The sequence below is a fragment of the Nonomuraea sp. NPDC050202 genome, from assembly GCF_040656115.1.
Classification (GTDB): Bacteria; Actinomycetota; Actinomycetes; order Streptosporangiales; family Streptosporangiaceae; genus Nonomuraea.
In genome coordinates, this window is record NZ_JBFALF010000025.1 from 126,060 (window position 1) to 146,787 (window position 20,728).

Consider the following 20,728-nt stretch of genomic DNA (forward strand, 5'->3'; position numbering starts at 1 on the left):
CTAGTTCCCCAGCGGGAGTGACACTTCCCCCAGGGCAGGGGAACCGTCCGGACTTTAGGGAGTATTTGCTGAAAATCAGCGCATAAGCCGACGTATGACCCAAATAAGGACAAGTAGCAGAGCGAGCCCGCCCGCGACGGGCGCCAGCCGCTTCAGCAGCGGCTGCCCCGCGATCTCCAGCAGGTCGAGCGCCTCCTCGTCGGGCGAGCGTGAGGTGCGCAGCGTGCCCGCCGGCCTGGCGTCCTGCTCCGGCACCGCGCTGAGATGCCGCTCCTCCTCCTGCTTGTCCTGCTTGTCCTGGGCGGGCGCCGCCGGCTCGACCATGGGCTCCGAGAGCAGGTCGGCCAGGTTCCCCGCGAACTTCTCGATGAGCCTGCCGCCGACCTCGGCCATCACGCCCCGCCCGAACTGGGCGGGCCTTCCGGTCACGTTGAACGACGTCTCCACCGTCACCAGCGTGGCCTCCTCGCGCGGCTCCATGCGCGCCCTGACCGTGGCGGAGGCCGTGCCCGAGCCCCGGGCCTCCTTGCCCGACGCCTGGATGGTGAGCGAGTAGGAGTCCTTGTCCACGTCCTCGAATCGGGCCGAGCCGCGATAGGTGACCGTGATCGGGCCGACCTTGACCTTCATCCTGCCGGTGAACTCGTCACCCTCGAAGACGTCCAGCGTCGCCCCGGGCAGGCACGGCGCGACCCGCTCGACGTCGAGCAACACGGCCCAGGCCTGCTCGATCGGTACGGGAACAGTGAACTCGTGCTCGAACCGCATCGCCATCGATCCGCTCCTTCTCCGATGCCAGTGACCCTACGACGGCTCGGGGGCGCCCCGGAAGAGGCGCCCCCGACACAGATCAGGGCGATCCGGCCGCCGCCCGTACCGCGCGGTCGGTCAGCACCTTGGCCAGATGCCGCCGGTAGTCGGGCTGGGCGTGCAGATCGGCCGGCGGCGAGGTGTCAGCCGCCGCCTCCGCGCACGCCCGGCGCACCTGGTCGCCCAGCTCCACGCCCTCCAGCGCCGACTCGGTGGCACGCGCGCGCAGCGGGGTCGGGCCCATGTTCGTCAGCCCGATCCGGGCCTCGGAGATCGAGCCGTTCGAGCGCCTGACCGCCGCCGCCACGCCGACGATCGCCCACGCCTGCGCGGTCCGGTGGAACTTCTCGTAGTGGAAGCCCCAGCCCTCGCCCAGCTTCGGGATGCGCACCCCGGCCAGGATCTCGCCCTGCCGCAGCGACGACTCCAGGTAGTCGACGAAGAACTCCGCCGCCGGGATCTCCCGCTCGCCGTCCGCCGAGGCCGCCACGAACACCCCGTCCAGCGCCAGCACCACGGCCGGCAGGTCACCGGCCGGGTCCGCGTGCGCCAGCGAGCCGCCGAACGTGCCCCGGTGCCGGATCGCCGGATCGGCCACGTGCGCCGCGGCCAGCGCCACCAGCGGGCAGCCCGCCGTCACCACGGGGGAGCGCATGACCTCGTCGTGCGTGGTCATCGCGCCGATGTAGACGTGGTCGCCGCGGTCGTGCACGCCCCTCAGGCCGGCCAGCCGGCCGATGTCCACCAGCTTCGACGGGTAGGCCAGCCGCAGCCGCAGGAACGGCAGCAGCGACTGCCCGCCCGCCAGGACCTTGGCGTCCTCGTCCGAGCCCAGCTCCCGGCACGCCTCGGTCAGCGAGCCCGGCCGGACGTAGTCGAACTGTGCGGGGATCATTGCCTGACTCCTTCCAGGGCTCGCCAGACGCGCTCCGGCGTGCACGGCATCCGGACGTCGTTGACGCCGCGCGGGCGCAGGGCGTCCACGATCGCGTTCACCACGGCCGGGGTCGAGGCGATCGTGCCCGCCTCGCCCACGCCCTTGACGCCCAGCGGGTTGCTGGTCGCCGGGGACTCGGTCCTGTCGAGGGCGAAGTCCGGCAGGTCGGCGGCCGACGGGAGCAGGTAGTCGGCCATCGTGGTGGTCAGCAGGTTGCCGTCGGCGTCGTACACGGCCTCCTCGAACAACGCCTGCGCGATGCCCTGCGCGATGCCGCCGTGCAGCTGGCCGTCCACGATCAGCGGGTTGACGACCTTGCCGACGTCGTCCACCGCCACGTACGAGCGGATCTTCACCATGCCCGTCTCGGTGTCCACCTCCACGGCGCACAGGTGGGTGCCGTGCGGGAAGGAGAAGTTCTCCGGGTCGAACGTGACGTCGGAGTCCAGCCTCGCCTCCACCCCGTCGGGCAGGTCGTGGCCCGCGAACGCGGCCAGCGCCAGCTCCTGGATGGTCTTCCGCGAGCCGGTGCCCCGCACCGTGAACGCGCCCGCCTCGAACTCCAGGTCCTCCGGCGAGCACTCGAGCACGTGCGCGGCCAGCTTGCGGGCCTTGTCCCTGACCTTGTCACACGCCTTGAGGACCGCGATGCCGCCGATGGCCAGCGAGCGCGAGCCGTAGGTGTCCAGGCCCTTGGGCGAGATCGCCGTGTCGCCGTGCAGCACCGTGACGTCCTCGAACGGCACGCCGAGCGCGTCGGCCACGATCTGGCTCCACGCCGTCACGTGGCCCTGCCCGTGCGGCGAGCTGCCGGTGACGACCTCCACCTTGCCCGTGGGCAGCAGCCGCACCGAGCCGTGCTCCCAGCCGCCCGCTCCGGCGTTCTCGCTGCCGAACCACCTGGACGGGCCCAGCCCGCACATCTCCGTGTACGTGCTGACGCCGATCCCGAGCTGGACGGGGTCGCCCCTGTCACGCCGGTCGTTCTGCTCCGCGCGCAGCTTGTCGTAGCCGAACAGGGCCATCGCGCGGTCCGTCGCCGCCTCGTAGTTGCCCGAGTCGTAGGTCAGGCCGGAGATCGTGGTGTAGGGGAACTCCTCGTGCCTGATCCAGTTGCGCCGCCGCACCTCCAGCGGGTCCATCCGCAGCTCGGCGGCCAGCTCGTCCATCATCCGCTCGATGCCGAACGTGGCCTCGGGCCGTCCCGCGCCGCGGTAGGCGTCCGTCGGCATCTTCGTGGTGAACACGCCCGTGCAGGCGAACTCGTAGGCGTCCATCTTGTAGATGGCGTTGAACATCTGCGCCCCGAGCAGCGGGACCGCCGGCGTCAGCAGCACCAGGTAGGCGCCCATGTCGGCCAGCAGCTCCACCTGGAGCCCGCGGACGCGCCCGTCGGCGTCGGCCGCCAGCCGCAGGTGCTGGATCTGGTCACGGCCGTGGTGCACCGTCAGGTTGCCCTCCGAGCGCGACTCCACCCACTTCACCGGCCTGCCCAGCCTGCGCGCCAGCAGCAGGCACAGCACCTCCTCGGCGGTGACCTGCAGCTTCGAGCCGAACCCGCCGCCCACGTCGGGCGCGACCACGCGGAGCTTGTGCTCGGCCACGCCGGTCACCAGCGCCAGCATGGTGCGCAGGATGTGCGGGATCTGGGTGGAGGTCCACATCGTGAACGAGTCGCCGTCGGTGTCGCACAGCACCGCCCGCGGCTCCATCGCGCTCGGGATCAGCCGCTGCTGCACGAACGTGCGGTCGATCACCACGGGAGCGTCCCTGAACGCGGCCTCCAGGTCACCCGAGGCCGCCCTGTAGGTGAAGGCCCGGTTGCCCGTCTCGTGCACCTTGGCGGCGGACTCGCCGAGCGCCTCGTTCATGTCGAGCACCGCGGGCAACTGCTCGTAGTCGACCTCGATCGCCTCCAGGGCGTCCGCGGCGCGGTACCGGTCGGTGGCCACCACGCAGGCCACCGCCTCGCCGACGTAGCGCACCTCCGAGACCGCCATCGGCGGGTGGTCGGGGACGACCGTGTCGCCGCTGCGTGGCCACGCGCACGGCAGGCTGCCCTGCTCGGCCCCGAAGTCCTGGCCGCTGAAGGCCGCCACGACTCCCGGCAGGCCGCGTGCCCCCGACACGTCGACCCTGGTGATCCTGGCGTGCGCCATCGGGCTGCGCAGGAACATCACGTGCAGCGTGCCCGGCCGCGAGAGGTTGTCCGTCCACTGCGTGCGCCCCGTCAGCAGCCTGGCGTCCTCTTTCCGCTTGCGCGGCCGGCCTACCTCTTGCGTGGTCATGGCGTGCGCACCGCCTGACCCATCTCCTGCGCGCCCCTGCGTACCGCGCGCACGATGTTGCAGTATCCGGTGCAGCGGCAGAGGTTGCCCTCCAGCCCCCGCCTGATCGTCTCCTCCGACGGATCGGGGTCCTCCCTGAGCAGGTCTATCGCGGCCATGACCATGCCGGGCGTGCAGTAGCCGCACTGCAGCGCGTGCTCTTCGTGGAAGGCCTGCTGCATCGGATGCAGGGAGCCGTTGGCGCCCAGGCCCTCGATGGTGACGACGTCGCAGCCGTCGGCCTGGACGGCGAGCACCGAGCAGCTCTTGACGCTCTTGCCGTCGAGCATGACCGTGCAGGCGCCGCAGTTGCTGGTGTCGCAACCCACGGGGGTGCCGGTCTTGCCCAGGCGTTCTCGTAGCAGGTGGACGAGCAGGAGCCGCGGCTCGACGTCCTCCTCGTACTGGATACCGTCGACAGTGACGGTGATTCGGGGCATACGTCCTCCCTCAGGAGCAGGGGGAAAGGCGGACACTCCGAACCTACGCCGGTGTTTTTCCCGGTCAAGGGTTACTTACCGCGGACCACCCGAGCGACGATCGCCACCAGCCCCGCGGAGGCCAGTCCCAGCACCATCACCCCGACCAGGACCAGCGGATCCCTGATCGCGCGTGTCACCACCAAAATGCCCAGAACGACGAAGAGCACGCCGCTCAGCAGGGCCATCCAGTCCGTCCGGTGCAGGCGACGGGGCCGCTCGACGTCACGCGGCACGCCGCACCTCCATGTCGCCGAGGCCGCCCTTGAGGTTGAGCACGAGGGTGGGGACCTTGCCGCTCGGCTTCACCACCGGCTCCAGCACCTTGGACGTACGCACGTCCACGCCGCCCCTGAGCGACTGGTCGATCACGATGTCGCCGATCTTGTTGCTCGCGTGCACCTCGACCCGCGCCGTCGGCGGCACGATCACCACCAGCTCGCCGGCCGAGATCGCGGCGTTGACCGTCACGTTCGAGCCCGGTGGCAGCGCCAGCTCCGACAGGTCCAGCGTGCCGTCGCCCACTCCGACGTCGAAGACCCGGCCGACCTCCGCGAGGCTGGTCGGCGCCCACTCGGCCGGGCCGATGTTCCTCGGCATGCCGCCGAGCATCAACCCCATGCCCACGATCAGCGTCACCGCCGTGCCCGCGGCCACCAGCCCCGCGCCCCGGCCCCACCAGGCGGCCACCAGCAGGCCGGCGCCGATGGTGATGAGCATGGCGCCGCCGACGATGGTCGGGCTCACTCCCGCCGCAGACCTTGCTTGGACGGCCACGACGATCCCTCCGATGATCAATGTGAGCAGGATGGTGATGAGGCCGATGACCGACCTCGGACGCCGCCGTTTCTGGACGGGACGGGCGTACATGCTCGGGTCGTACGGCGAGTAGCCGCCTGGCCTCCTGGCCGGGTCCAGCGGCTGGTAGGGGCCGTTCGGGGCGAACGGCTCGCCGTAGCTGCCGTAACTCACGGTGGTCGGAGGGCTGGGGCGGTAGGGGGGAGGTGGCTCGTGCGGGGGCACCGGGTGCTGCGCGGTGATCGCGAACGGGGAGACCGGCTCCTCCTCCCGCTGCTCCTGCTTGTGGACGGCCGCTTCGGGGACGTCCTGCTGGGCGGGTGCGTGCTGCTCGGCGGGGAGCTCCGCCGCGCCTGCCGACGTCACCGGCTCGTCGGCCGTGGCCGCGTCAGGGTCCCGCGCGGGCTGCCCGGACTGCCCAGGCTGCCCGGACTGCGCGGGCGCCGGTGTCTCGGCCCGGGGCACGAAGGCGGTCGGCTGCGCCGGTGCGGCAGGCGCCGGCGTCTGCTCGGGTGCCTGCGGTGGCTCGGGTGCGGCGGTCGCCGCCATGGGCGGCGCCGTCGCCTGGGGCGGCTCGGGAGCGCGTACGGGGGCGGCGCTCTCGTAGGAGGCGGCGGGCCGCTCCGTGCCCGGCCGGCGGCTCAGCCGCTCGGGCATCGACCGGGCCAGCGCCCGCAGGTCCACCCCGCTGGAGTGCGCGGCCAGCAGCGACACGGCCAGGAACACCCCCACCACCAGCGTGCCCGTGTCCAGCCACACCGTCGCCAGGTTGATCGCCAGCCCGAACCCCAGCACCGCCGTCAGCAGCGCCATCACGGTCTCGGCGTCGAAGTCGCGCCGCGTCCACTGCTCGATGATCCCCGGCCGCCCGTTCGGCTCCTTCATCAGCAGGAACGCCGCGAGATAGAGGAACAGCCCGATGCCGGAGCCGAGCAGGAGCACCGTGAAGCCCGCGCGGAACACCACGGGGTCGATGCCGGTGCGCCGCCCGAGGCCCGCGCACACTCCCATGAGGAAGCGTCCCTCGCTGCTGCGTCGCAGCTCCCGGGGAGGAGAGGCCGGCTGCCTGGGCGGAGCTTCTGTCATGCGTACCATCGTGGACCTACACGTAGTGTGCTCGCATCCGGGACACCCCTGAGCCGACCCGGGGGTTGTTCCCTGATGCCCGCATGGCCCCCGACATGTGACTATGGCCATGTTATGGCTGACCAGAAGACACTCGCCGAGCAGAGCGGCGACAAGCCCTACCGCCGGATGATGCGCCCCATGGAGGGGCGCCTGCTCGGCGGTGTCGCCCAGGGGCTGGCGGCGCAGCTCAAGCTTGATCCGGTGGTGATCAGGCTGATGTTCGTGCTGCTCACCGTCCCCCAGGGGGCCGGCGCGGTGGCGTACGCGGTGTTGTGGATGGTGACGCCGCGCCAGCCTTACCAGGGGCAGGCGCCGCAGCGCGACTGGAGCCAGCTCGCCGCGTTCAGCGCGATCGGGGCGGCGCTGTTCTCGTTCGGCTGGCTGACCGGGGCCAACCAGGGCGGCATCGGCATGTTGCCGTTCGCGGTGGGCGGGATCGGCGCGCTGATCCTGTGGCAGCAGGCAGACCCCGAACGCCGCAGCAGCTGGGTGAGCGGAGCCTCGCGCAGCATCAGCAAGAACAGCGTGCGCACGCTGCTCGGCATCATCCTGGTCGTGGTCGGCGCGACCGGCTTCCTGGCCGCGGAGGGCGAGCTGCCCCAGATCAGGGACAGCCTGCTGTTCACGGTCGTGGTGGTCGGCGGCTTGCTGGTCATCGCCGCGCCGTGGCTGGCCGGCCTGTGGAAAGAGCTGCAACTGGAGCGGCGCGAGCGCATCAGGCAGGAGGAACGGGCCGAGGTGGCCGCCATGGTGCACGACTCGGTGCTGCACACGCTCACCCTGATCCAGCGCGTCGCGCACGACCCGCGCGAGGTCTCCCGCCTGGCCCGCTCCCAGGAGCGCGAGCTGCGCAACTGGCTCTACCAGCCGAAGCAGGACGCCGACGCCACGGTGGCGGCCGCCGTACGCAGGATCGCCGCCGAGGAGGAGGACGCGCACGGCGTGCCCATCGAGGTCGTCTGCGTCGGCGACATCGCGCTCGACGCGTCCGGCAAGCTGGCGGCGATGCTGAAGGCGTCCAGGCAGGCGATGGTGAACGCGGCCAAATACTCTGAGAGCCCCTCTATTTCGGTTTATGCGGAGGTAGAGGGTGAAGAAGTCACGATTTTCGTGAAGGATCGGGGCAAGGGGTTCGACCTCGAGGCGGTGCCGCTCGACAGGATGGGGATCAGGGAGTCCATCATCGGGAGAATGGAACGTCACGGAGGTACGGCCCGGGTGCGTACCGAGCCCGGTGAGGGCACGGAAGTGATGTTGACGATGAAGGTGGAGAAGGCATGACGCGCGTACTGATCGTCGATGACCACCGGTTGTTCCGATCGGGCGTGCGCGCCGAACTGGGCGACTCCATCGAGGTCGTCGGCGAGGCCGAGGACGTGGAGACGGCGGTCCAGGCCATCGCCGCGCACCAGCCCGACGTGGTCCTGCTCGACGTGCACATGCCTGGGGGCGGCGGCCAGGAGGTGCTGCGCCGGGTCCTGGGCTCCGGCTCGCAGGTGCGGTTCCTGGCGCTGTCGGTCTCCGACGCGGCCGAGGACGTCATCGGCGTCATCAGGGGCGGGGCCCGCGGCTACGTGACCAAGAACATCAGCGGCAAGGAGCTGACGGACGCCATCAACCGGGTGGCCGAGGGGGACGCGGTGTTCTCGCCGCGGCTGGCGGGCTTCGTGCTCGACGCGTTCGCCTCGTCGGAGGCGCCGTCGATCGACCCCGAGCTCGACTCGCTGACGCAGCGGGAGCGTGAGGTGCTGCGGCTGATCGCCCGGGGGTACGCGTACAAGGAGATCGCCAAGGAGCTGTTCATCTCCGTCAAGACGGTGGAGACGCATGTCTCGTCGGTGCTGCGCAAGCTGCAGCTCTCCAACCGCCACGAGCTGTCCCGCTGGGCGACCGCGCGCCGGCTCGTCTGAGCTTTCACGCGCTGCCCGGCCGCCGTTACGCGCGCCCAAAGTTGCCCGCTTATGCGGGTTTTTGGACCGTTACAGGATAGTTATCAGCATTTCGCGCACGAATCACCGCTCACAGTTGTCACACAAGGAGGTAGTCGAAGCACAAGTCCAGGAGTAACCCCTTGATGCGCGTCACCCGGATGCTTCCGGCACTGGTCGCACTGATCGCCGCGACAGCGTGCGCGGCGGAGAGCGCCCCCGTCCCCCAGGCCACGGCCCAGGTCACCACCGTTCCCGCTGCCGCCGCAGTGGCTCCCACGCCGTCGCCCACCCCGACTTCTTCCGGGAAGAAGATCAAGGTCGGCATCGCCGACATCACCCCCATGGGGGAGAAGACCGAGAAGGTGGGGGTCGGGTTCCCGATCATCGTCACCTTCGACCGGGACGTGAAGGACAAGGCGGCCGTCGAGGCGGTGCTGGGCGTCGAGTCCGAGGAGGCGCACGAGGGCGCGTGGCGCTGGGTGTCCGCCCGCAAGGTGATCTACCGGACGAAGACGTACTGGAAGCCGTACCAGAAGGTGCTCTTCACGGCGCGGCTGTCGGAACTGCCCGGCAACACCGGCGCCAAGAACGTCTCCCGCAGGTTCGCCGTCGGCGCGAAGAACATCTCCGTGGTCGACACCCGCAAGCACCAGATGAAGGTGTACCGGAACGGGAAGCTGGCCAAGAAGATCCCGATCAGCGCCGGCAAGGGCGGCCTGATCAGGAACGGCGTGGACGTCTACCTGACCACCAGCGGCGTGCACCTGACCATGGGCAAGAAGGCCGTGGAGACCATGACCTCCTCCTGGATGGGCGTGACGGACCCCAAGGACCCGCGCTACTACAAGGAGGAGATCCCGTGGGCGGTGCGCATCTCCGACAGCGGTGAGTACGTCCACCAGAGCGCCGGCTACTACCAGTACCTCGGCCGCTCCAACCAGAGCCACGGCTGCGTCCGCGCCACCCCGGCCGGGGCCAAGTGGTTCTACACGATCGCCCAGCGCGGCGACGTCGTGAAGATCACCGGCACCAAGCGCAAGCTCCAGTGGAACAACGGCTGGAGCTACTGGCAGCTCAGCTACAGCCAGTGGAAGAAGGGCAGCGCGCTGAAGGGCTGACCCTTCGGGAAACGACGAGGGCCGCTCACGGGGTGAGCGGCCCTCGGCCGTTCTAGAGCTTCTCCAGCGGCGCGTACGCCAGCAGCAGCGTCTTCTCCCCGCCGCTGCCGAAATCGATCTTGACCTTGGTCTTCTCCGCGACCCCGTCCACGGACACCACCGTGCCCAGCCCGAACGCGTCGTGCGAGACCCGGTCGCCGGGCGCCAGCGAGGGCACCTTGCGCCCGCCGCCCGAGGCGCTCTTGGCGGGGGTGGCGGGGCGGGCGGGCTCGCGCCGCGTGGCCGCGCTCCAGGCCGACTTCTCCGGGTCGGTGCGCCACTCCATGAGCTGGCCCGGCACCTCGTTCACGAAACGGGAGGCGGGGTTGAACGACGGCGCGCCCCAGGAACTGCGCACGGCCGCCCGCGTGAGGTAGAGCCGCTGCTGCGCCCTGGTGATGCCAACGTAGGCCAGCCGCCGCTCCTCCTCCAGCTCCTTGGGCTCGCCCAGCGAGCGGACGTGCGGGAACACGCCGTCCTCCATGGCCGTCAGGAACACGACCGGGAACTCCAGCCCCTTGGCCGTGTGGAGGGTCATCAACGTGACGACCCCCTGCCCGCCGTCGGTGTCGGGGATCTGGTCGGCGTCGGCCACCAGCGACACCTGCTCCAGGAACTCCACCAGTGTGCCCTCCGGATTGGCCTCCTCGAACTCGGAGGCCACGGAGACGAGCTCGTTGAGGTTCTCCAGGCGGGACTCGTCCTGCGGGTCCTCCGACGCCTCCAGCTCGGCGCGGTAGCCGGTGGCCACCAGCACCTCCTCGGCCAGCGCCGACGGCGGCACCCCCTCGCCCTTGGCGATCAGCTCCTCGACCAGCGCGACGAACTCCTTGACCGCGTTGAGCGAGCGCGTGGCCATGCCGTACGCCTCGTCGGCCCGGCGCAGCGCGTCCCAGAAGGTGATGCCCTCGCGCGAGGACAGCGCCTCGATCATGGCCTCGGCCCGCTCGCCGATGCCGCGCTTGGGCACGTTCAGGATGCGCCGCAGCGACACCACGTCGGCCGGGTTGGCCAGCACCCGCAGGTAGGCCAGCAGGTCCTTGACCTCCTTGCGCTCGTAGAAGCGCACGCCCCCGACCACCTTGTACGGCAGCCCGGTGCGGATGAAGATCTCCTCGAACACGCGGGAGGCGGCGTTGGTGCGGTAGAAGACCGCCACGTCGCCTGGCTTGACGCCCTCCTCGTCGCTGAGCCGGTCGACCTCCTGGGCCACGAACATGGCCTCGTCGTGCTCGTTGTCGGCTACATACCCCACGATCTTGGGGCCGTCGCCCTGGTCGGACCAGAGGTTCTTGGGCTTGCGCGACTCGTTGCGCGCGATCACGGCGTTGGCGGCGGCCAGGATGTTCTGCGTGGAGCGGTAGTTCTGCTCCAGCAGGATCGTGCGGGCGTCGGGGTAGTCGCGCTCGAACTCCAGGATGTTGCGGATCGTCGCGCCGCGGAAGGCGTAGATGGACTGGTCGGCGTCGCCCACCACGCACAACTCCGACATGTCGGCGCCCGAGCGCACCAGCTCGCCGTCGTTCGTGCGCAGCTCGGGGTGCCCGACCAGCTCCCTGATCAGGATGTACTGGGCGTGGTTGGTGTCCTGGTACTCGTCGACCAGCACGTGCCTGAACCGCATCCGGTAGTGCTCGGCCACGTCGGGGAAGAGCTGGAACAACGTCACCGTGTTCATGATGATGTCGTCGAAGTCCATCGCGCCGGCCTCGGTCAGCTTGAGCTGGTAGGCCTTGTACGCCTGCGCGAGCGTCTTCTCCAGGTGCGAGCCCGCCCGCTCGATCGCCGTCTCGTAGTCGATCAGCTCGTTCTTGAAGTTGCTGACCTGCGCCGAGAACGAGCGCGGCGGGTAACGCTTCGGGTCGAGCTCCATCTCCCTGCAGACCATGGCCATCAGCCGCTGCGAGTCGGCCTGGTCGTAGATCGAGAAGCTGGACGGGAAGCCCAGCCGCTTGGCCTCGCGCCGCAGGATGCGCATGCAGGCGCTGTGGAACGTCATCACCCACATCGCCTTGGAGCGCGGCCCGACGAGCTTGTCGATGCGCTCCTTCATCTCCCTGGCGGCCTTGTTGGTGAAGGTGATCGCCAGGATCTCGCCCGGATGCGCCTCGCGCTCGGCCAGCAGGTAGGCGATGCGGTGCGTGAGCACCCGCGTCTTGCCCGACCCCGCTCCGGCCACGATGAGCAGCGGACTGCCATGATGGATCACGGCCTCGCGCTGCTGCGGGTTGAGGCCATCGAGCAACGGGTGGTCAACAGAGACTTGGGTCGGCACCCACCTAGGTTAAGACGCTCCACCGACAATCGGCGCCCGGAATGCCGCCGGAGGGGTTCCGGTTGTCCTCCACGTACGGACCGAAAGGGGAGCCATGCTGCCGGAGACCGAGATCAACCGCGTACTCGTCGTGACCGCCCACCCCGACGACGCCGACTTCGGCGCCGCGGGAAGCGTGGCACTGTTCGTGGACAGGGGCGCGGAGGTCACGTACCTGCTGGTCACGGACGGTGACGCGGGCGGCAACGAGCGTACTCTGGACAATTCCGGCATGGCGGAGCTGCGCAGGACCGAGCAACTGGCCGCCGCCAAGGCGGTCGGCGTGACGGACGTGCGCTTCCTCGGTTACTCCGACGGCCAGGTGGTGCCCTCGCTGGAGCTCAGGCGGGCCATCGCCAGAGTGATCCGCCAGGTCAGGCCGGACCTGGTCATCACCCACCACCCCGACCGCAACTACCAGTTCATCGCCCCCAGCCACCCTGACCACCGTGCCGTGGGCGGCGCGACCCTGGACGCGGTCTATCCGGACGCGCGCAATCCGTACGCGTTCCCGGAGCTGATCAAGGAGGAGGGGCTGGAGGCGTGGACCGTACGTGAGGTGTGGTTGAACGGCGGCTCCACGCCCAACCATTGGGTGGACATCACCGAGTCCATGGACCGCAAGCTCGCGGCCTTGCAGTCGCATGTGAGCCAGGTCGCGCACGTGGAAGGCTTCACCGACTTCGTCAGGAGCCGCTTCGCAGCCTGGGCCGAGCAGGCCGGGTTCGGCGAGGGCCGCTACGCGGAGGGCTTCCAGGTGGTCCCGACGGCCTGAGCTCGCGTGGCTCCTGGGGCTATGGCACCGAGCCGGGCGGCACCACCCACAGCGAGGGCTGCCCCGTCACCTCCGAGATGATGTCGAAGGAGTGCCCGTAGTGCAGGATCGTCGCCCCGTGCACCTCGGCGCAGGCGGCGATCAGCAGCTCGTTCGGGCCGATGCCGCGGTGCTGGGAGATCTCCACGAGCTGCCGCTGCACGGCCATGGCGCGGGCCTGCACCTCCTGGTCCACCGGGAGCAGGACGCACTGGCGCTGGGCGTGCAGGATGCGCTGGTAGTGGGCGTAGTCGCGGGCGCTGTAGAGCACCTCCAGGTCGATGACGCTGCAGGTCGCCACCGCCCGCGCGGCGAAGAGCGGCTGCAGCGCCCTGGCGATCACCTCGCTGACGCGGATGCGGGCCAGGGCGCTCCTGTCGAGGAGATACATCAGTCCTGTCGTTGCCACGCATGCTTCGTGATCTCCGGATCCAGCAGATCCGGGCTCCCCTCCGTGCGCCAGAACTCGAACGCCCTGATCGCACACGCTCTTTCCGCGTCCCTGTCCACGACCGCTCGCAGCGCGGCGTGGACCGTTTCTCTCATGGTCGGCGTACCCAGCGTTTGCTGGGCCGCTTCCAGGAGCTCCTTGTCGATGTCGATTACCGTACGCATGCAGCACCACCTCCGTACCTCCGGCTTGACGAGAATTGCGCTCTACGGGGCAGGCGCACATCTCAAGGAGGCGCGGCCTTGAAATGAGGCGCCTCGGAGACGGTAAGGCCTGCGGCGTCGCAGGCCACGGCCTGATACGGAGGCAGGGGGAGAAAACGATGCCGCGGGGCGAAAACCTTCATCCCGCGCCGGTCGAATGATCCACCGGATCGGGCGTGGTGCTTACGTTTCGTGCTCGCAATCCTGGGCCGGGCGGGACGGAACGCTCATTTCGGGTGGGAGAGATTTCGCGGGCCCCGGGGCCGGCAGCTTGGCCGCGATCCGCGCGAAGGCGTAGCCGAGAGAGTTGGTGGCCAGGTGCAGCATGACGGGGGTCACGAGGCCGCGGCGGCGGCGCAGCTCGCAGAACAGCACCCCGGCCGCCGCCGTGGACACCACGCTCCCCGCCACGACCCGCGCGGCGTCCAGATGCCCCGGGGACTCGCCTGCGGTCAGGGCGGCGCCGAGAGCGGGGTTGGCGCGCGCCATGTCGATCGCCGGCAGGATGTGCCAGAGGCCGAACAGGGCGGAGGAGACCGCCGTGGCCGCGGCCGTACCGTGGCGACGGCGCAGCATCCCGTACAGCGCGCCACGGAAACCCACCTCCTCCAGCAGGACCGTGCCGAGCGGGACCTGGAGCAGCGCCTCCTCCAGGACGCGGGCGCGGGAGAGCGACAGGGCGCGGTCGTCGTGGAAGAGCGGCCTGGTGCGGGGCAGGGCGATGCCGGCCGCGTAGACCCCGGCCACCGCGGCCGCCAGCACGCCACCGGCGACGGCGCCGCGCCGGCCATGCTCGAACCCGAGCTCCTGCCAGGACACGCCGGACCTGCGCGCCATCGCGACCAGCGCGGCCGTGGCGACGGTGGAGGTCAAGGGGCCCAGCCGAGGGGCGATCTTGTTGTTCAGGACGTTGGCGGCGGTGAGGACGGCGATCGAGCGCAGCAGCACCCTTGCAAGGCTACGTCCCGCTCGGCACCGGCTCGATCGGAACGTCGGGAAACGAGCCGTCACCGAACAGGACCCGCGCCGCCAGGGCCCGGCCGGCACGGCTGCGCAGCACGGTGATCGCGGCCTCCGCCGCGGCGGGGGAGCGGATGCCGGCGAACGCGCGGCGCAGCAGCAGGCGACCGCGGAAGCGGGCTCTCAACGCGTTCCCGTCGTAGCGGTCCAGCAGGCTCCGGTCGCCCGTGCGCAGGTACCCGGCCGTGACCGCCGCGGCCAGGTCGGACATGCGCAGGCACGGGTCCAGCCCGCCGGCCGTCAGCGGCGACACCGCACCCGCGGCGTCTCCGACGAGCAGCCCGGCCGGGCACGCCAGCCGTCGCAGCACACCGCCCACCGGAATGGGGCCACCGCGACGCTCGACCGGACCGGCCGGCGGCGCGTGACCGGGAGCGTCCGTGGCGAAAATGTCCAGCAGGTGGCGGAGGCCGCTCCGCATGGCGCCCGGATAACCCGCCACGCCGACGTGCGCGTGCCGGCCGTCGTCCACGGCCCACCCCAGGTACCCGGGAGCGATCCGCGGATCCAGCACGCAGTGGAACGCCGGGGTGGTCGTGCCCGGCGCGATCGGGTGGACGAGCTCGGCGCCGACGATGAAACGCCGGTTGAGGTCGAGGCCCAGATCGCGCGCCACCCGGGAACGGGCGCCGTCCGCGCCGACGATGAACCGGGCCGTCACCGGCTCCGCGCCCGCCAGCCGTACCAGGCCCGCCGCGGCGCCGGCGTACCGGACGCCCAGGACGACCTGCGCCCCCGCCGACTCCGCCTCGCGGCGCGCGTGCCGGTAGACGGCCGCCATGTCCGCCACGCGGTACTCGACGCGGTCGCTCGTGAGCCGGATCGGCGCCCGCCTCGACGGCGGGTACAGCAGCACGTCGCGGATGCCGGGCCCCAGCAGGTGATCCGGCAGGTCGAAGTCGTCCAGGGTGCGCCGCACGAAGATCCCCGTGGTGCGGATGCCCGCCGACAGCGACCTGCGGCGATCGACCACCATCACGTCCAGCCCGCGGCCCGCGAGCAGGCCCGCCGTACGCAGACCGGCCAGGCCCGCACCCACGACCAGTACGTCCACTCTTCGCATACCTGGCGACGCTAGGCGGGAGGCCCGGGCCCACGCGATGCTTTGCACGGTACCTCCACAGAGCTGCACTGAAAGGCCTGGGTTTCGCCACCGTCGCACCCCGGACGGCGTCCTCCCGGCGCCATGAGCGCCCGTTCCGTGCGGAGCGCTTCCCGCCGCCTTCGCGAGCACGTGGCCGCGGCACCGCCGCCGGGCGGGTCTCAGCTCACCGCCCGCTTGACCAGCTCGCTGATCCGCGCCTCCACCTCGGGCGTCACCTCGGTCAGGGCGAAGGCGGCCGGCCACATCGTGCCGTCGTCCAGGCTCGCCTGGTCGCTGAACCCGAGGGTCGCGTAACGCGTCTTGAACTTCGTCGCGGGCTGGAAATGGCAGACGATCTTGCCGTTCAGCGCGTAGGCGGGCATCCCGTACCAGAGCTTCGGCGCCAGGGCCGGGGCGCTCTCCAGGATGACGGCGTGGACGCGCTCGGCCATGACCCGATCGGAGTCCTGCATCTCAGCGATCTTCGCGAGCACGTCCCGGGCCGCCTCCGCCGCCTTGTCCGCGGGGGAGCCGCGGCGCGCCGCCTTCTTCTGGTCCTGGGCGTGCTCCTTCATCGCGGCCCGCTCCTCGGCCGTGAATCCCTGGTACGTGGTGCTCATGGCAGTCTTCTCCTTCTGCGGATGTGCTCGGGTGTTCGAAGTCGGGTGAGGGGATCACCCCTCGGCCTGTCTCAGGCGGATGCGCTCTCCCAGACGAACCCGTCCAGGTCGGTGAAGGGGCCGGTGTCGCCGCTGAGGACGATCCGGTGCGATCCGGTGCCCTCCTGGGCGACGCCGGTGTCCTTGGCGAGGGCTCGGCGCGGGTAGAGCGCCAGCTTGACGTCCGTGGACGGGGTGTCGAACTCGACGTACTTGCCGCCGAAGCTCTTCCCGACGGCCAGGCCGCGCTCGACGTAGAAGCGCTTGCTCGCCTTGACGTCCGCCACCCCCAGCAGGAGCGCGACCTGGTCGATGTGCCGGGTGGCGGGCCCTGAGTCCTTCTTGTTCGAGGTGGCGACCTTGCAGATCGTCCCGTCCGGGGCGCGGACGACGCCGCCGTACCCCCAGAAGCTCTTCGTGGCCGGCTTCAGCGTGGTGGCGCCGGCGTCGAGGGCGGCGGCGATGAGGGCGTCGACGTTGCCCGGCTGGGACACCACGAGCGACAGGGCGAACCCGCGGAAGCCGGTCGTCGGCGCGTCCGAGGAACGTACGCGGACGTAAGGGTCCAGACCGAAGGCCTGGTAGAAGGCCTGCGCGGCGGCGGGGTCGGGAACTTCCAGGGTGACGGATGCGAAGGAGGTCATGGCGGATCCTTGTCAGAGTGGACGGAAGCGGTCGATCGGTCGGGCAGGCGGATCGGCGGCGTTCACCGGTCCGGCGGGAGGGGGAGGACGTTGCCGCCCGGCAGGGAGGCCGGGGCGTTGCCTTCCGGCGGCGCTCAGCGGTCCTGCAGGAGGCCGAGGACGTTGCCGTCGGGGTCCACGACGGTGGCCACCACGCGGCCGGCGCCGACCTCGTGCACGGCCTCCTTCACGGTGCCGCCCGCGGCGGTCATCTCGGCCAGCGTCGCCTCGATGTCGTGCACGTGCCAGTAGGCCACCGGCGAGGTCATGCCCTGCGGTCCACCGCCCGGCACCAGCCCGATGTGCTGCCCCTCGGCCTCGAAGCCGACGTAGTAGGCCGTGTCGACCTGCGGCGCGATGCCGAGCAGGGCCGCGTACACCGCCTTGGCCCTGGCCAGGTCGGACACGGGGTGCAGGACGGTCTTGATGCCCTGGGTGGAAGAGCCGGTCACGGTCGCTCCTCGTGGTCGGGGGTCGCATCGACCCGGTGGTCGTGGGTCGCGTCGACCCGCTGGGAAGGTGCTCATAGCTTCGCGTCCGGCCCTGGCGGCCCACATCCGTGGCGGCCACGGAATCGCTCCACGGATCGACACCACGGACCGCGCACGGTGGCCGTCACGGATGGGCACTACGCAGGGGATAGGGCAGACTGGGACAGTGTTGGCAGCAGTGGACATCTCGCCCCGTGAAGCCGAGGTACTGGAACTGGTCGGCGCTCATCTGAGCAACGCCGAGATCGCCGCCCGGCTGTGCATCTCGGTGCGTACCGTGGAGAGCCACGTCTCCTCCCTCCTGCGCAAGCTGGACGTGCCGGACCGGCGGGCGCTCGCCCAGCGGGCACCCGAGCCGGCGGCCGGCGCCGCCCCGTCCCGCCCGGCGCCGGTGCTGCCGTCGCTGCTGACCTCGTTCATCGGCAGAGTGAACGAGCGGGCCGAGCTGGCCGAGATGATGAAGACGCACCGCCAGGTGACCGCGGCCGGCCCCGGCGGAGTCGGCAAGACCCGGCTCGCGCTGGCCGTGGCCGCGCATGCGGCCGGCGACTACTCCGACGGGGTGTGGTTCGTCGACCTGGTCCCGGTCACCGACCCGGGCATGGTCGCGACCGCGGTCGCCGGGGCGCTCGGCCTCGGCGAGCAGCCCGGCCGCGACATGACCGAGTCCGTGGTCGCCGCGCTGGCCGACCGCCATGCGCTGCTGGTGCTGGACAACTGCGAGCAGGTCGCGGACGGGGTGGCGCTGTTTCTCGAGCGGCTGCTGGCGGCGTGCCCCCGGGTGACCGTGCTGGCGACCAGCCGGGCCCGGCTGATGGTGCCGTTCGAGCGGGTGTATCCGGTCCCGCCGCTGTCGCTGCCCGCCGACGGCGGGTCGGACGCGGTCACGTTGTTCATGGAGCGGGCGGCGGCGGTCGGCTGGCCGCTGGATCCCGCACTGCGCGACCAGATCGCCGCGATCTGCGAGCGGCTCGACGGCATGGCGCTGGCCATCGAGCTGGCCGCCGCCCGGTATCCCACGCTGGGGCTGGACGGCATCACCGCCGCCCTGTCGCACCCCCTCCGCATGCTCACCGGCGGCTCCCGGGCCGATCAGCGGCACCGTTCGGTGCGGGCGGCGCTGGACTGGAGCCATGCCCTGCTGGAGCCGGCCGACCGGGCGCTGCTGCGCCGGGTGTCGGTGTTCGCGGCACCATTCACGGCCGCGGCGGCGGCGGAGGTGACCGGTGACGACGAAGGCCTGGTCACCGACGGCCTGGCCCGGCTCGCCGAACAGAGCCTGCTGGTGGTGTCGGCGTCCCCGGGCGGCACGGAGTACCGGGCGCTGGAGACCATCCGCCAGTACGGGACGGAACGGCTCACCGAGGCCGGTGAGCTGGCCGACATCCGATCCCGGCACCTTCGCTGGTGCCTGGCCAAGGCCGCCGGCCTGGCGGTCGTGCGGGAGAACTGGCGGGCCGGGTTCGACCTGGTGGCCAACGATCTCCGCGCGGCCCTGGCGTGGGCGGCCGACCAGCCGGAGCGGCGCGCGGAGGCGTACGAGCTCGCCCGGAACCTGGCCGGGCTGACCTTCACCCGCAATCTGGTCGGCGAGTCCCAGAGACGCCACGAGCAGGCGGCCGCGCTCGCCGAGGACCCGGGCTCGGCCGCGCCGGCACTCCGGCACGCCGCCGTCGTGGCCGGCTGCCGGATGCGCGGCGATGACATGTTCCGCCTCGGCCGCGCGGCCGCGGACGCCGCCCGCAGGTCCGGTGACACCGCCGGCGCAGCCGCCGACCTGGCGGCGGCCGCCACCGCCACGTTCCGGTTCGCGACCACGTTCGTGCGGCTCCCGGCCCCTGAGGAGGTGCTCGCGCTGATCGCCGAGGCGCGGGAGCTGGCCGGCGACGATCCTGCCGCGCAGGCCGCGGTGGCGACGGCCGAGGCCGGCTGGACGCTCCACTCCGCGGTCACTGCCGGCCAGGCGCCGGGTGACGCGGGCGGAGGGCCGGTGCCCGGCGACGCCGTCGGGGATGGTCAGGGCGAACCTGGCGACTCCGTGCCGGAGACGATCGCGCGCGCGGAACGGGCGGTCGAACTGACCCACCGTACGGGCGATCCGCTCGCCGAATCCACCGCGCTGGACGTGCTGACCGGAGCCCTGAGCTGGGCGGGTGACACGTATGCCGCCGCCGCCACGACCCGGCGCCGGATCACGCTGCTGACGTCCGCACCCGATACGCCGGCCACCACCCACGAGCTGATCGAGGCGCTCGGCGAGGCCGCCGAGGCCGGCCTCGGCACCGGCGACCTGCCCGCGGCCCGCCGGTGGGCACGACAGCTCGCCGAACATCCGTTGCTGGTCGAGGTCGGTCATCGCGCCACGAACTGGCTGCTGGTCGCCGACGCGCTGGCGGGCAACGTGGACGAGGTGCTCGCCGGCAGCGTCCGGTTCCTCGACGCGTGGCACCGGGCGGGCAGCCCCGCCCAGTCGTACCTCGGGCGGGCGATGGCCGCCGTGGCGATGGTCCACGGCCTGCGCGACGACCATGACGGCCGGCGCGAATGGCGGGAGGCCCTGGACCGGCTCGGCCCCCTTCCTGGACACGCCTACGGCTACGGGGCGATCTTCGACGCGATGCTCCTGCTGCACCGCGGGCAGGCCGCGGAGGCGCTGGAGCGGATGGCTCCCGAGCCCAGGCAGGTGTGGAAGTGGGTCACCTGGATCTGGCACCACTGGTACGTCGCGCTGCGCACCGAGGCCGCCGTGCTCGCCGGGAGCCCAGGCGCTCGCGACTGCCTGGCGGAGGCCCGGACCATCGTGGCCGGCAACCCCGTCGCGGGCGCCATCGTGGAGCGAGCCGCCGCCCTGCTCGACGGCGACGAGCAGGCGCTGCTCGCCACGGCGGGCGCGTTCGAGGCCGCCGGCTGCCGCTACCAGTCGGCGCGCACCATGGTGCTGGCCGGCGGCGACCACACCGGGCGCGGCGCGGCCGTGCTCGCCGACCTCGGCCTCGCCCCGATGGCCCCTCGCCGGTGACGTCCGCCCTGACGGCCTCTCGCCGGTGATGTTCGCCACGACGGCCTCTCATCGGTGACGTCCGCCCCGACGGCTGCTCGCCGGGTGATGTTCGCCACGACGGCCGGCCAGCCCCGCCAGCCCGGGGCCAGGCGGCGTCAGGAGGCGGCCGGGCGGCGCCAGCCCTCCGGGAAGCGGGTCCGGCGGCGTTCCTCAGGGGTCAGGCCGCCCCAGATGCCCTCCGCCTCGCCTGCGCGTAAGGCGTAGGAGCGGCACTCCTCCACCACCTGGCAGGTCGCGCAGACCGCCTTGGCGCGGGCCTCCTGCAGGGGAGTGGGCGCGAGGGGGAAGAAGAGGTCGGGGTCGCTGGATCTGCATGCGCCCCTGCGCAGCCAGCTGATCTCCTCCGGTGCCATGGGTCAACGGTAGAGCCAGGTCATGATC

The 20,728-nt window shown here is 71.4% G+C and carries 20 protein-coding genes; 5 read left to right on the forward strand and 15 right to left on the reverse strand.

Annotated elements, in window-relative coordinates:
• Positions 1-75 precede the first annotated feature (75 nt).
• The 6 genes from AB0I79_RS44015 to AB0I79_RS44040 form a co-directional block, all read right to left on the reverse strand.
• Positions 76-774 (reverse strand): SRPBCC family protein, encoded by a 699-nt coding sequence (locus AB0I79_RS44015; protein WP_357886393.1) that lies wholly within the window; start codon positions 772-774, stop codon positions 76-78.
• Positions 775-850: 76 nt separating this feature from the next.
• Positions 851-1,705 carry a xanthine dehydrogenase family protein subunit M gene (locus AB0I79_RS44020; RefSeq protein ID WP_357886395.1) on the reverse strand — a complete coding sequence of 285 codons (855 nt, stop codon included), beginning with the start codon at positions 1,703-1,705 and terminating at the stop codon, positions 851-853.
• Entirely contained in the window at positions 1,702-4,035 is a 2,334-nt protein-coding gene (locus AB0I79_RS44025) for a xanthine dehydrogenase family protein molybdopterin-binding subunit (RefSeq protein WP_357886397.1), read from the reverse strand. The genes AB0I79_RS44020 and AB0I79_RS44025 overlap by 4 nt, the downstream gene beginning before the upstream one ends.
• Positions 4,032-4,514 (reverse strand): (2Fe-2S)-binding protein, encoded by a 483-nt coding sequence (locus AB0I79_RS44030; protein WP_357886399.1) that lies wholly within the window; start codon positions 4,512-4,514, stop codon positions 4,032-4,034. The genes AB0I79_RS44025 and AB0I79_RS44030 overlap by 4 nt, the downstream gene beginning before the upstream one ends.
• A gap of 71 nt (positions 4,515-4,585) precedes the next feature.
• Entirely contained in the window at positions 4,586-4,789 is a 204-nt protein-coding gene (locus AB0I79_RS44035; RefSeq protein ID WP_357886401.1) for a hypothetical protein, read from the reverse strand.
• A complete protein-coding gene (locus AB0I79_RS44040; RefSeq protein ID WP_357886403.1) occupies positions 4,779-6,437 on the reverse strand; it encodes a PspC domain-containing protein in 1,659 nt (552 codons plus the stop codon). The genes AB0I79_RS44035 and AB0I79_RS44040 overlap by 11 nt, the downstream gene beginning before the upstream one ends.
• Before the next feature lie 114 nt (positions 6,438-6,551).
• Here AB0I79_RS44040 and AB0I79_RS44045 point away from each other — a divergent pair, with 114 nt between their 5' ends.
• The 3 genes from AB0I79_RS44045 to AB0I79_RS44055 all read left to right on the forward strand — a co-directional run bounded on the left by AB0I79_RS44045 (position 6,552) and on the right by AB0I79_RS44055 (position 9,528).
• Positions 6,552-7,760 (forward strand): PspC domain-containing protein, encoded by a 1,209-nt coding sequence (locus AB0I79_RS44045; protein ID WP_357886405.1) that lies wholly within the window; start codon positions 6,552-6,554, stop codon positions 7,758-7,760.
• Positions 7,757-8,389 carry a response regulator transcription factor gene (locus tag AB0I79_RS44050; protein WP_080043096.1) on the forward strand — a complete coding sequence of 211 codons (633 nt, stop codon included), beginning with the start codon at positions 7,757-7,759 and terminating at the stop codon, positions 8,387-8,389. Before AB0I79_RS44045 ends, AB0I79_RS44050 begins: the two co-directional genes overlap by 4 nt.
• Positions 8,390-8,553: 164 nt before the next feature.
• A complete protein-coding gene (locus AB0I79_RS44055) occupies positions 8,554-9,528 on the forward strand; it encodes a L,D-transpeptidase (protein WP_357886407.1) in 975 nt (324 codons plus the stop codon).
• Between the two features lie 52 nt (positions 9,529-9,580).
• Here the strand turns inward: AB0I79_RS44055 and pcrA are convergent, their stop codons facing one another.
• Positions 9,581-11,812 carry a DNA helicase PcrA gene (gene pcrA / locus AB0I79_RS44060; protein ID WP_357886467.1) on the reverse strand — a complete coding sequence of 744 codons (2,232 nt, stop codon included), beginning with the start codon at positions 11,810-11,812 and terminating at the stop codon, positions 9,581-9,583.
• Between the two features lie 124 nt (positions 11,813-11,936).
• Here pcrA and AB0I79_RS44065 point away from each other — a divergent pair, with 124 nt between their 5' ends.
• On the forward strand, positions 11,937-12,656 hold the full coding sequence (locus AB0I79_RS44065) for a PIG-L deacetylase family protein (protein WP_357886409.1): 720 nt from the start codon (positions 11,937-11,939) through the stop codon (positions 12,654-12,656).
• A gap of 19 nt (positions 12,657-12,675) precedes the next feature.
• On the opposite strand, the gene AB0I79_RS44070 is transcribed toward AB0I79_RS44065, so the two are convergent.
• The 7 genes from AB0I79_RS44070 to AB0I79_RS44100 all read right to left on the reverse strand — a co-directional run bounded on the left by AB0I79_RS44070 (position 12,676) and on the right by AB0I79_RS44100 (position 17,247).
• Positions 12,676-13,104: a PIN domain-containing protein gene (locus AB0I79_RS44070; RefSeq protein ID WP_357886411.1), complete on the reverse strand. Its 429-nt coding sequence runs from the start codon at positions 13,102-13,104 to the stop codon at positions 12,676-12,678.
• A complete protein-coding gene (locus AB0I79_RS44075) occupies positions 13,086-13,310 on the reverse strand; it encodes a type II toxin-antitoxin system VapB family antitoxin (RefSeq protein ID WP_357886413.1) in 225 nt (74 codons plus the stop codon). Before AB0I79_RS44075 ends, AB0I79_RS44070 begins: the two co-directional genes overlap by 19 nt.
• Positions 13,311-13,532: 222 nt before the next feature.
• Complete coding sequence (locus AB0I79_RS44080) at positions 13,533-14,297, reverse strand: CPBP family intramembrane glutamic endopeptidase (RefSeq protein ID WP_357886415.1); 765 nt, start codon at positions 14,295-14,297, stop codon at positions 13,533-13,535.
• Positions 14,298-14,307: 10 nt separating this feature from the next.
• Positions 14,308-15,432 carry an NAD(P)/FAD-dependent oxidoreductase gene (locus AB0I79_RS44085; RefSeq protein ID WP_357886416.1) on the reverse strand — a complete coding sequence of 375 codons (1,125 nt, stop codon included), beginning with the start codon at positions 15,430-15,432 and terminating at the stop codon, positions 14,308-14,310.
• A 200-nt stretch (positions 15,433-15,632) separates the two neighbouring features.
• Positions 15,633-16,073 carry a DUF1801 domain-containing protein gene (locus AB0I79_RS44090; protein ID WP_357886418.1) on the reverse strand — a complete coding sequence of 147 codons (441 nt, stop codon included), beginning with the start codon at positions 16,071-16,073 and terminating at the stop codon, positions 15,633-15,635.
• A gap of 71 nt (positions 16,074-16,144) precedes the next feature.
• Positions 16,145-16,756 carry a glyoxalase gene (locus AB0I79_RS44095; RefSeq protein WP_357886420.1) on the reverse strand — a complete coding sequence of 204 codons (612 nt, stop codon included), beginning with the start codon at positions 16,754-16,756 and terminating at the stop codon, positions 16,145-16,147.
• A gap of 134 nt (positions 16,757-16,890) precedes the next feature.
• Complete coding sequence (locus AB0I79_RS44100; RefSeq protein WP_357886422.1) at positions 16,891-17,247, reverse strand: VOC family protein; 357 nt, start codon at positions 17,245-17,247, stop codon at positions 16,891-16,893.
• A gap of 205 nt (positions 17,248-17,452) precedes the next feature.
• Between AB0I79_RS44100 and AB0I79_RS44105 the strand changes: the two genes are divergently transcribed.
• A complete protein-coding gene (locus AB0I79_RS44105; protein WP_357886424.1) occupies positions 17,453-20,305 on the forward strand; it encodes a LuxR C-terminal-related transcriptional regulator in 2,853 nt (950 codons plus the stop codon).
• 137 nt (positions 20,306-20,442) lie between these two features.
• On the opposite strand, the gene AB0I79_RS44110 is transcribed toward AB0I79_RS44105, so the two are convergent.
• Entirely contained in the window at positions 20,443-20,700 is a 258-nt protein-coding gene (locus AB0I79_RS44110) for a WhiB family transcriptional regulator (RefSeq protein WP_225271452.1), read from the reverse strand.
• Positions 20,701-20,728 lie beyond the last annotated feature (28 nt).

Bases quoted from the DNA above. Each gene is read 5' to 3' on its own strand.
- AB0I79_RS44085 (WP_357886416.1), bottom strand. From the start codon at position 15,432: ATGCGAAGAGTGGACGTACTGGTCGTGGGTGCGGGCCTGGCCGGTCTG.
- AB0I79_RS44025 (WP_357886397.1), bottom strand. From the start codon at position 4,035: ATGACCACGCAAGAGGTAGGCCGGCCGCGCAAGCGGAAAGAGGACGCC.
- AB0I79_RS44075 (WP_357886413.1), bottom strand. From the start codon at position 13,310: ATGCGTACGGTAATCGACATCGACAAGGAGCTCCTGGAAGCGGCCCAG.
- AB0I79_RS44015 (WP_357886393.1), bottom strand. From the start codon at position 774: ATGGCGATGCGGTTCGAGCACGAGTTCACTGTTCCCGTACCGATCGAG.
- AB0I79_RS44110 (WP_225271452.1), bottom strand. From the start codon at position 20,700: ATGGCACCGGAGGAGATCAGCTGGCTGCGCAGGGGCGCATGCAGATCC.
- AB0I79_RS44055 (WP_357886407.1), top strand. From the start codon at position 8,554: ATGCGCGTCACCCGGATGCTTCCGGCACTGGTCGCACTGATCGCCGCG.
- AB0I79_RS44095 (WP_357886420.1), bottom strand. From the start codon at position 16,756: ATGACCTCCTTCGCATCCGTCACCCTGGAAGTTCCCGACCCCGCCGCC.
- AB0I79_RS44090 (WP_357886418.1), bottom strand. From the start codon at position 16,073: ATGAGCACCACGTACCAGGGATTCACGGCCGAGGAGCGGGCCGCGATG.
- AB0I79_RS44045 (WP_357886405.1), top strand. From the start codon at position 6,552: ATGGCTGACCAGAAGACACTCGCCGAGCAGAGCGGCGACAAGCCCTAC.
- AB0I79_RS44040 (WP_357886403.1), bottom strand. From the start codon at position 6,437: ATGACAGAAGCTCCGCCCAGGCAGCCGGCCTCTCCTCCCCGGGAGCTG.
- AB0I79_RS44020 (WP_357886395.1), bottom strand. From the start codon at position 1,705: ATGATCCCCGCACAGTTCGACTACGTCCGGCCGGGCTCGCTGACCGAG.
- AB0I79_RS44050 (WP_080043096.1), top strand. From the start codon at position 7,757: ATGACGCGCGTACTGATCGTCGATGACCACCGGTTGTTCCGATCGGGC.
- AB0I79_RS44065 (WP_357886409.1), top strand. From the start codon at position 11,937: ATGCTGCCGGAGACCGAGATCAACCGCGTACTCGTCGTGACCGCCCAC.
- AB0I79_RS44030 (WP_357886399.1), bottom strand. From the start codon at position 4,514: ATGCCCCGAATCACCGTCACTGTCGACGGTATCCAGTACGAGGAGGAC.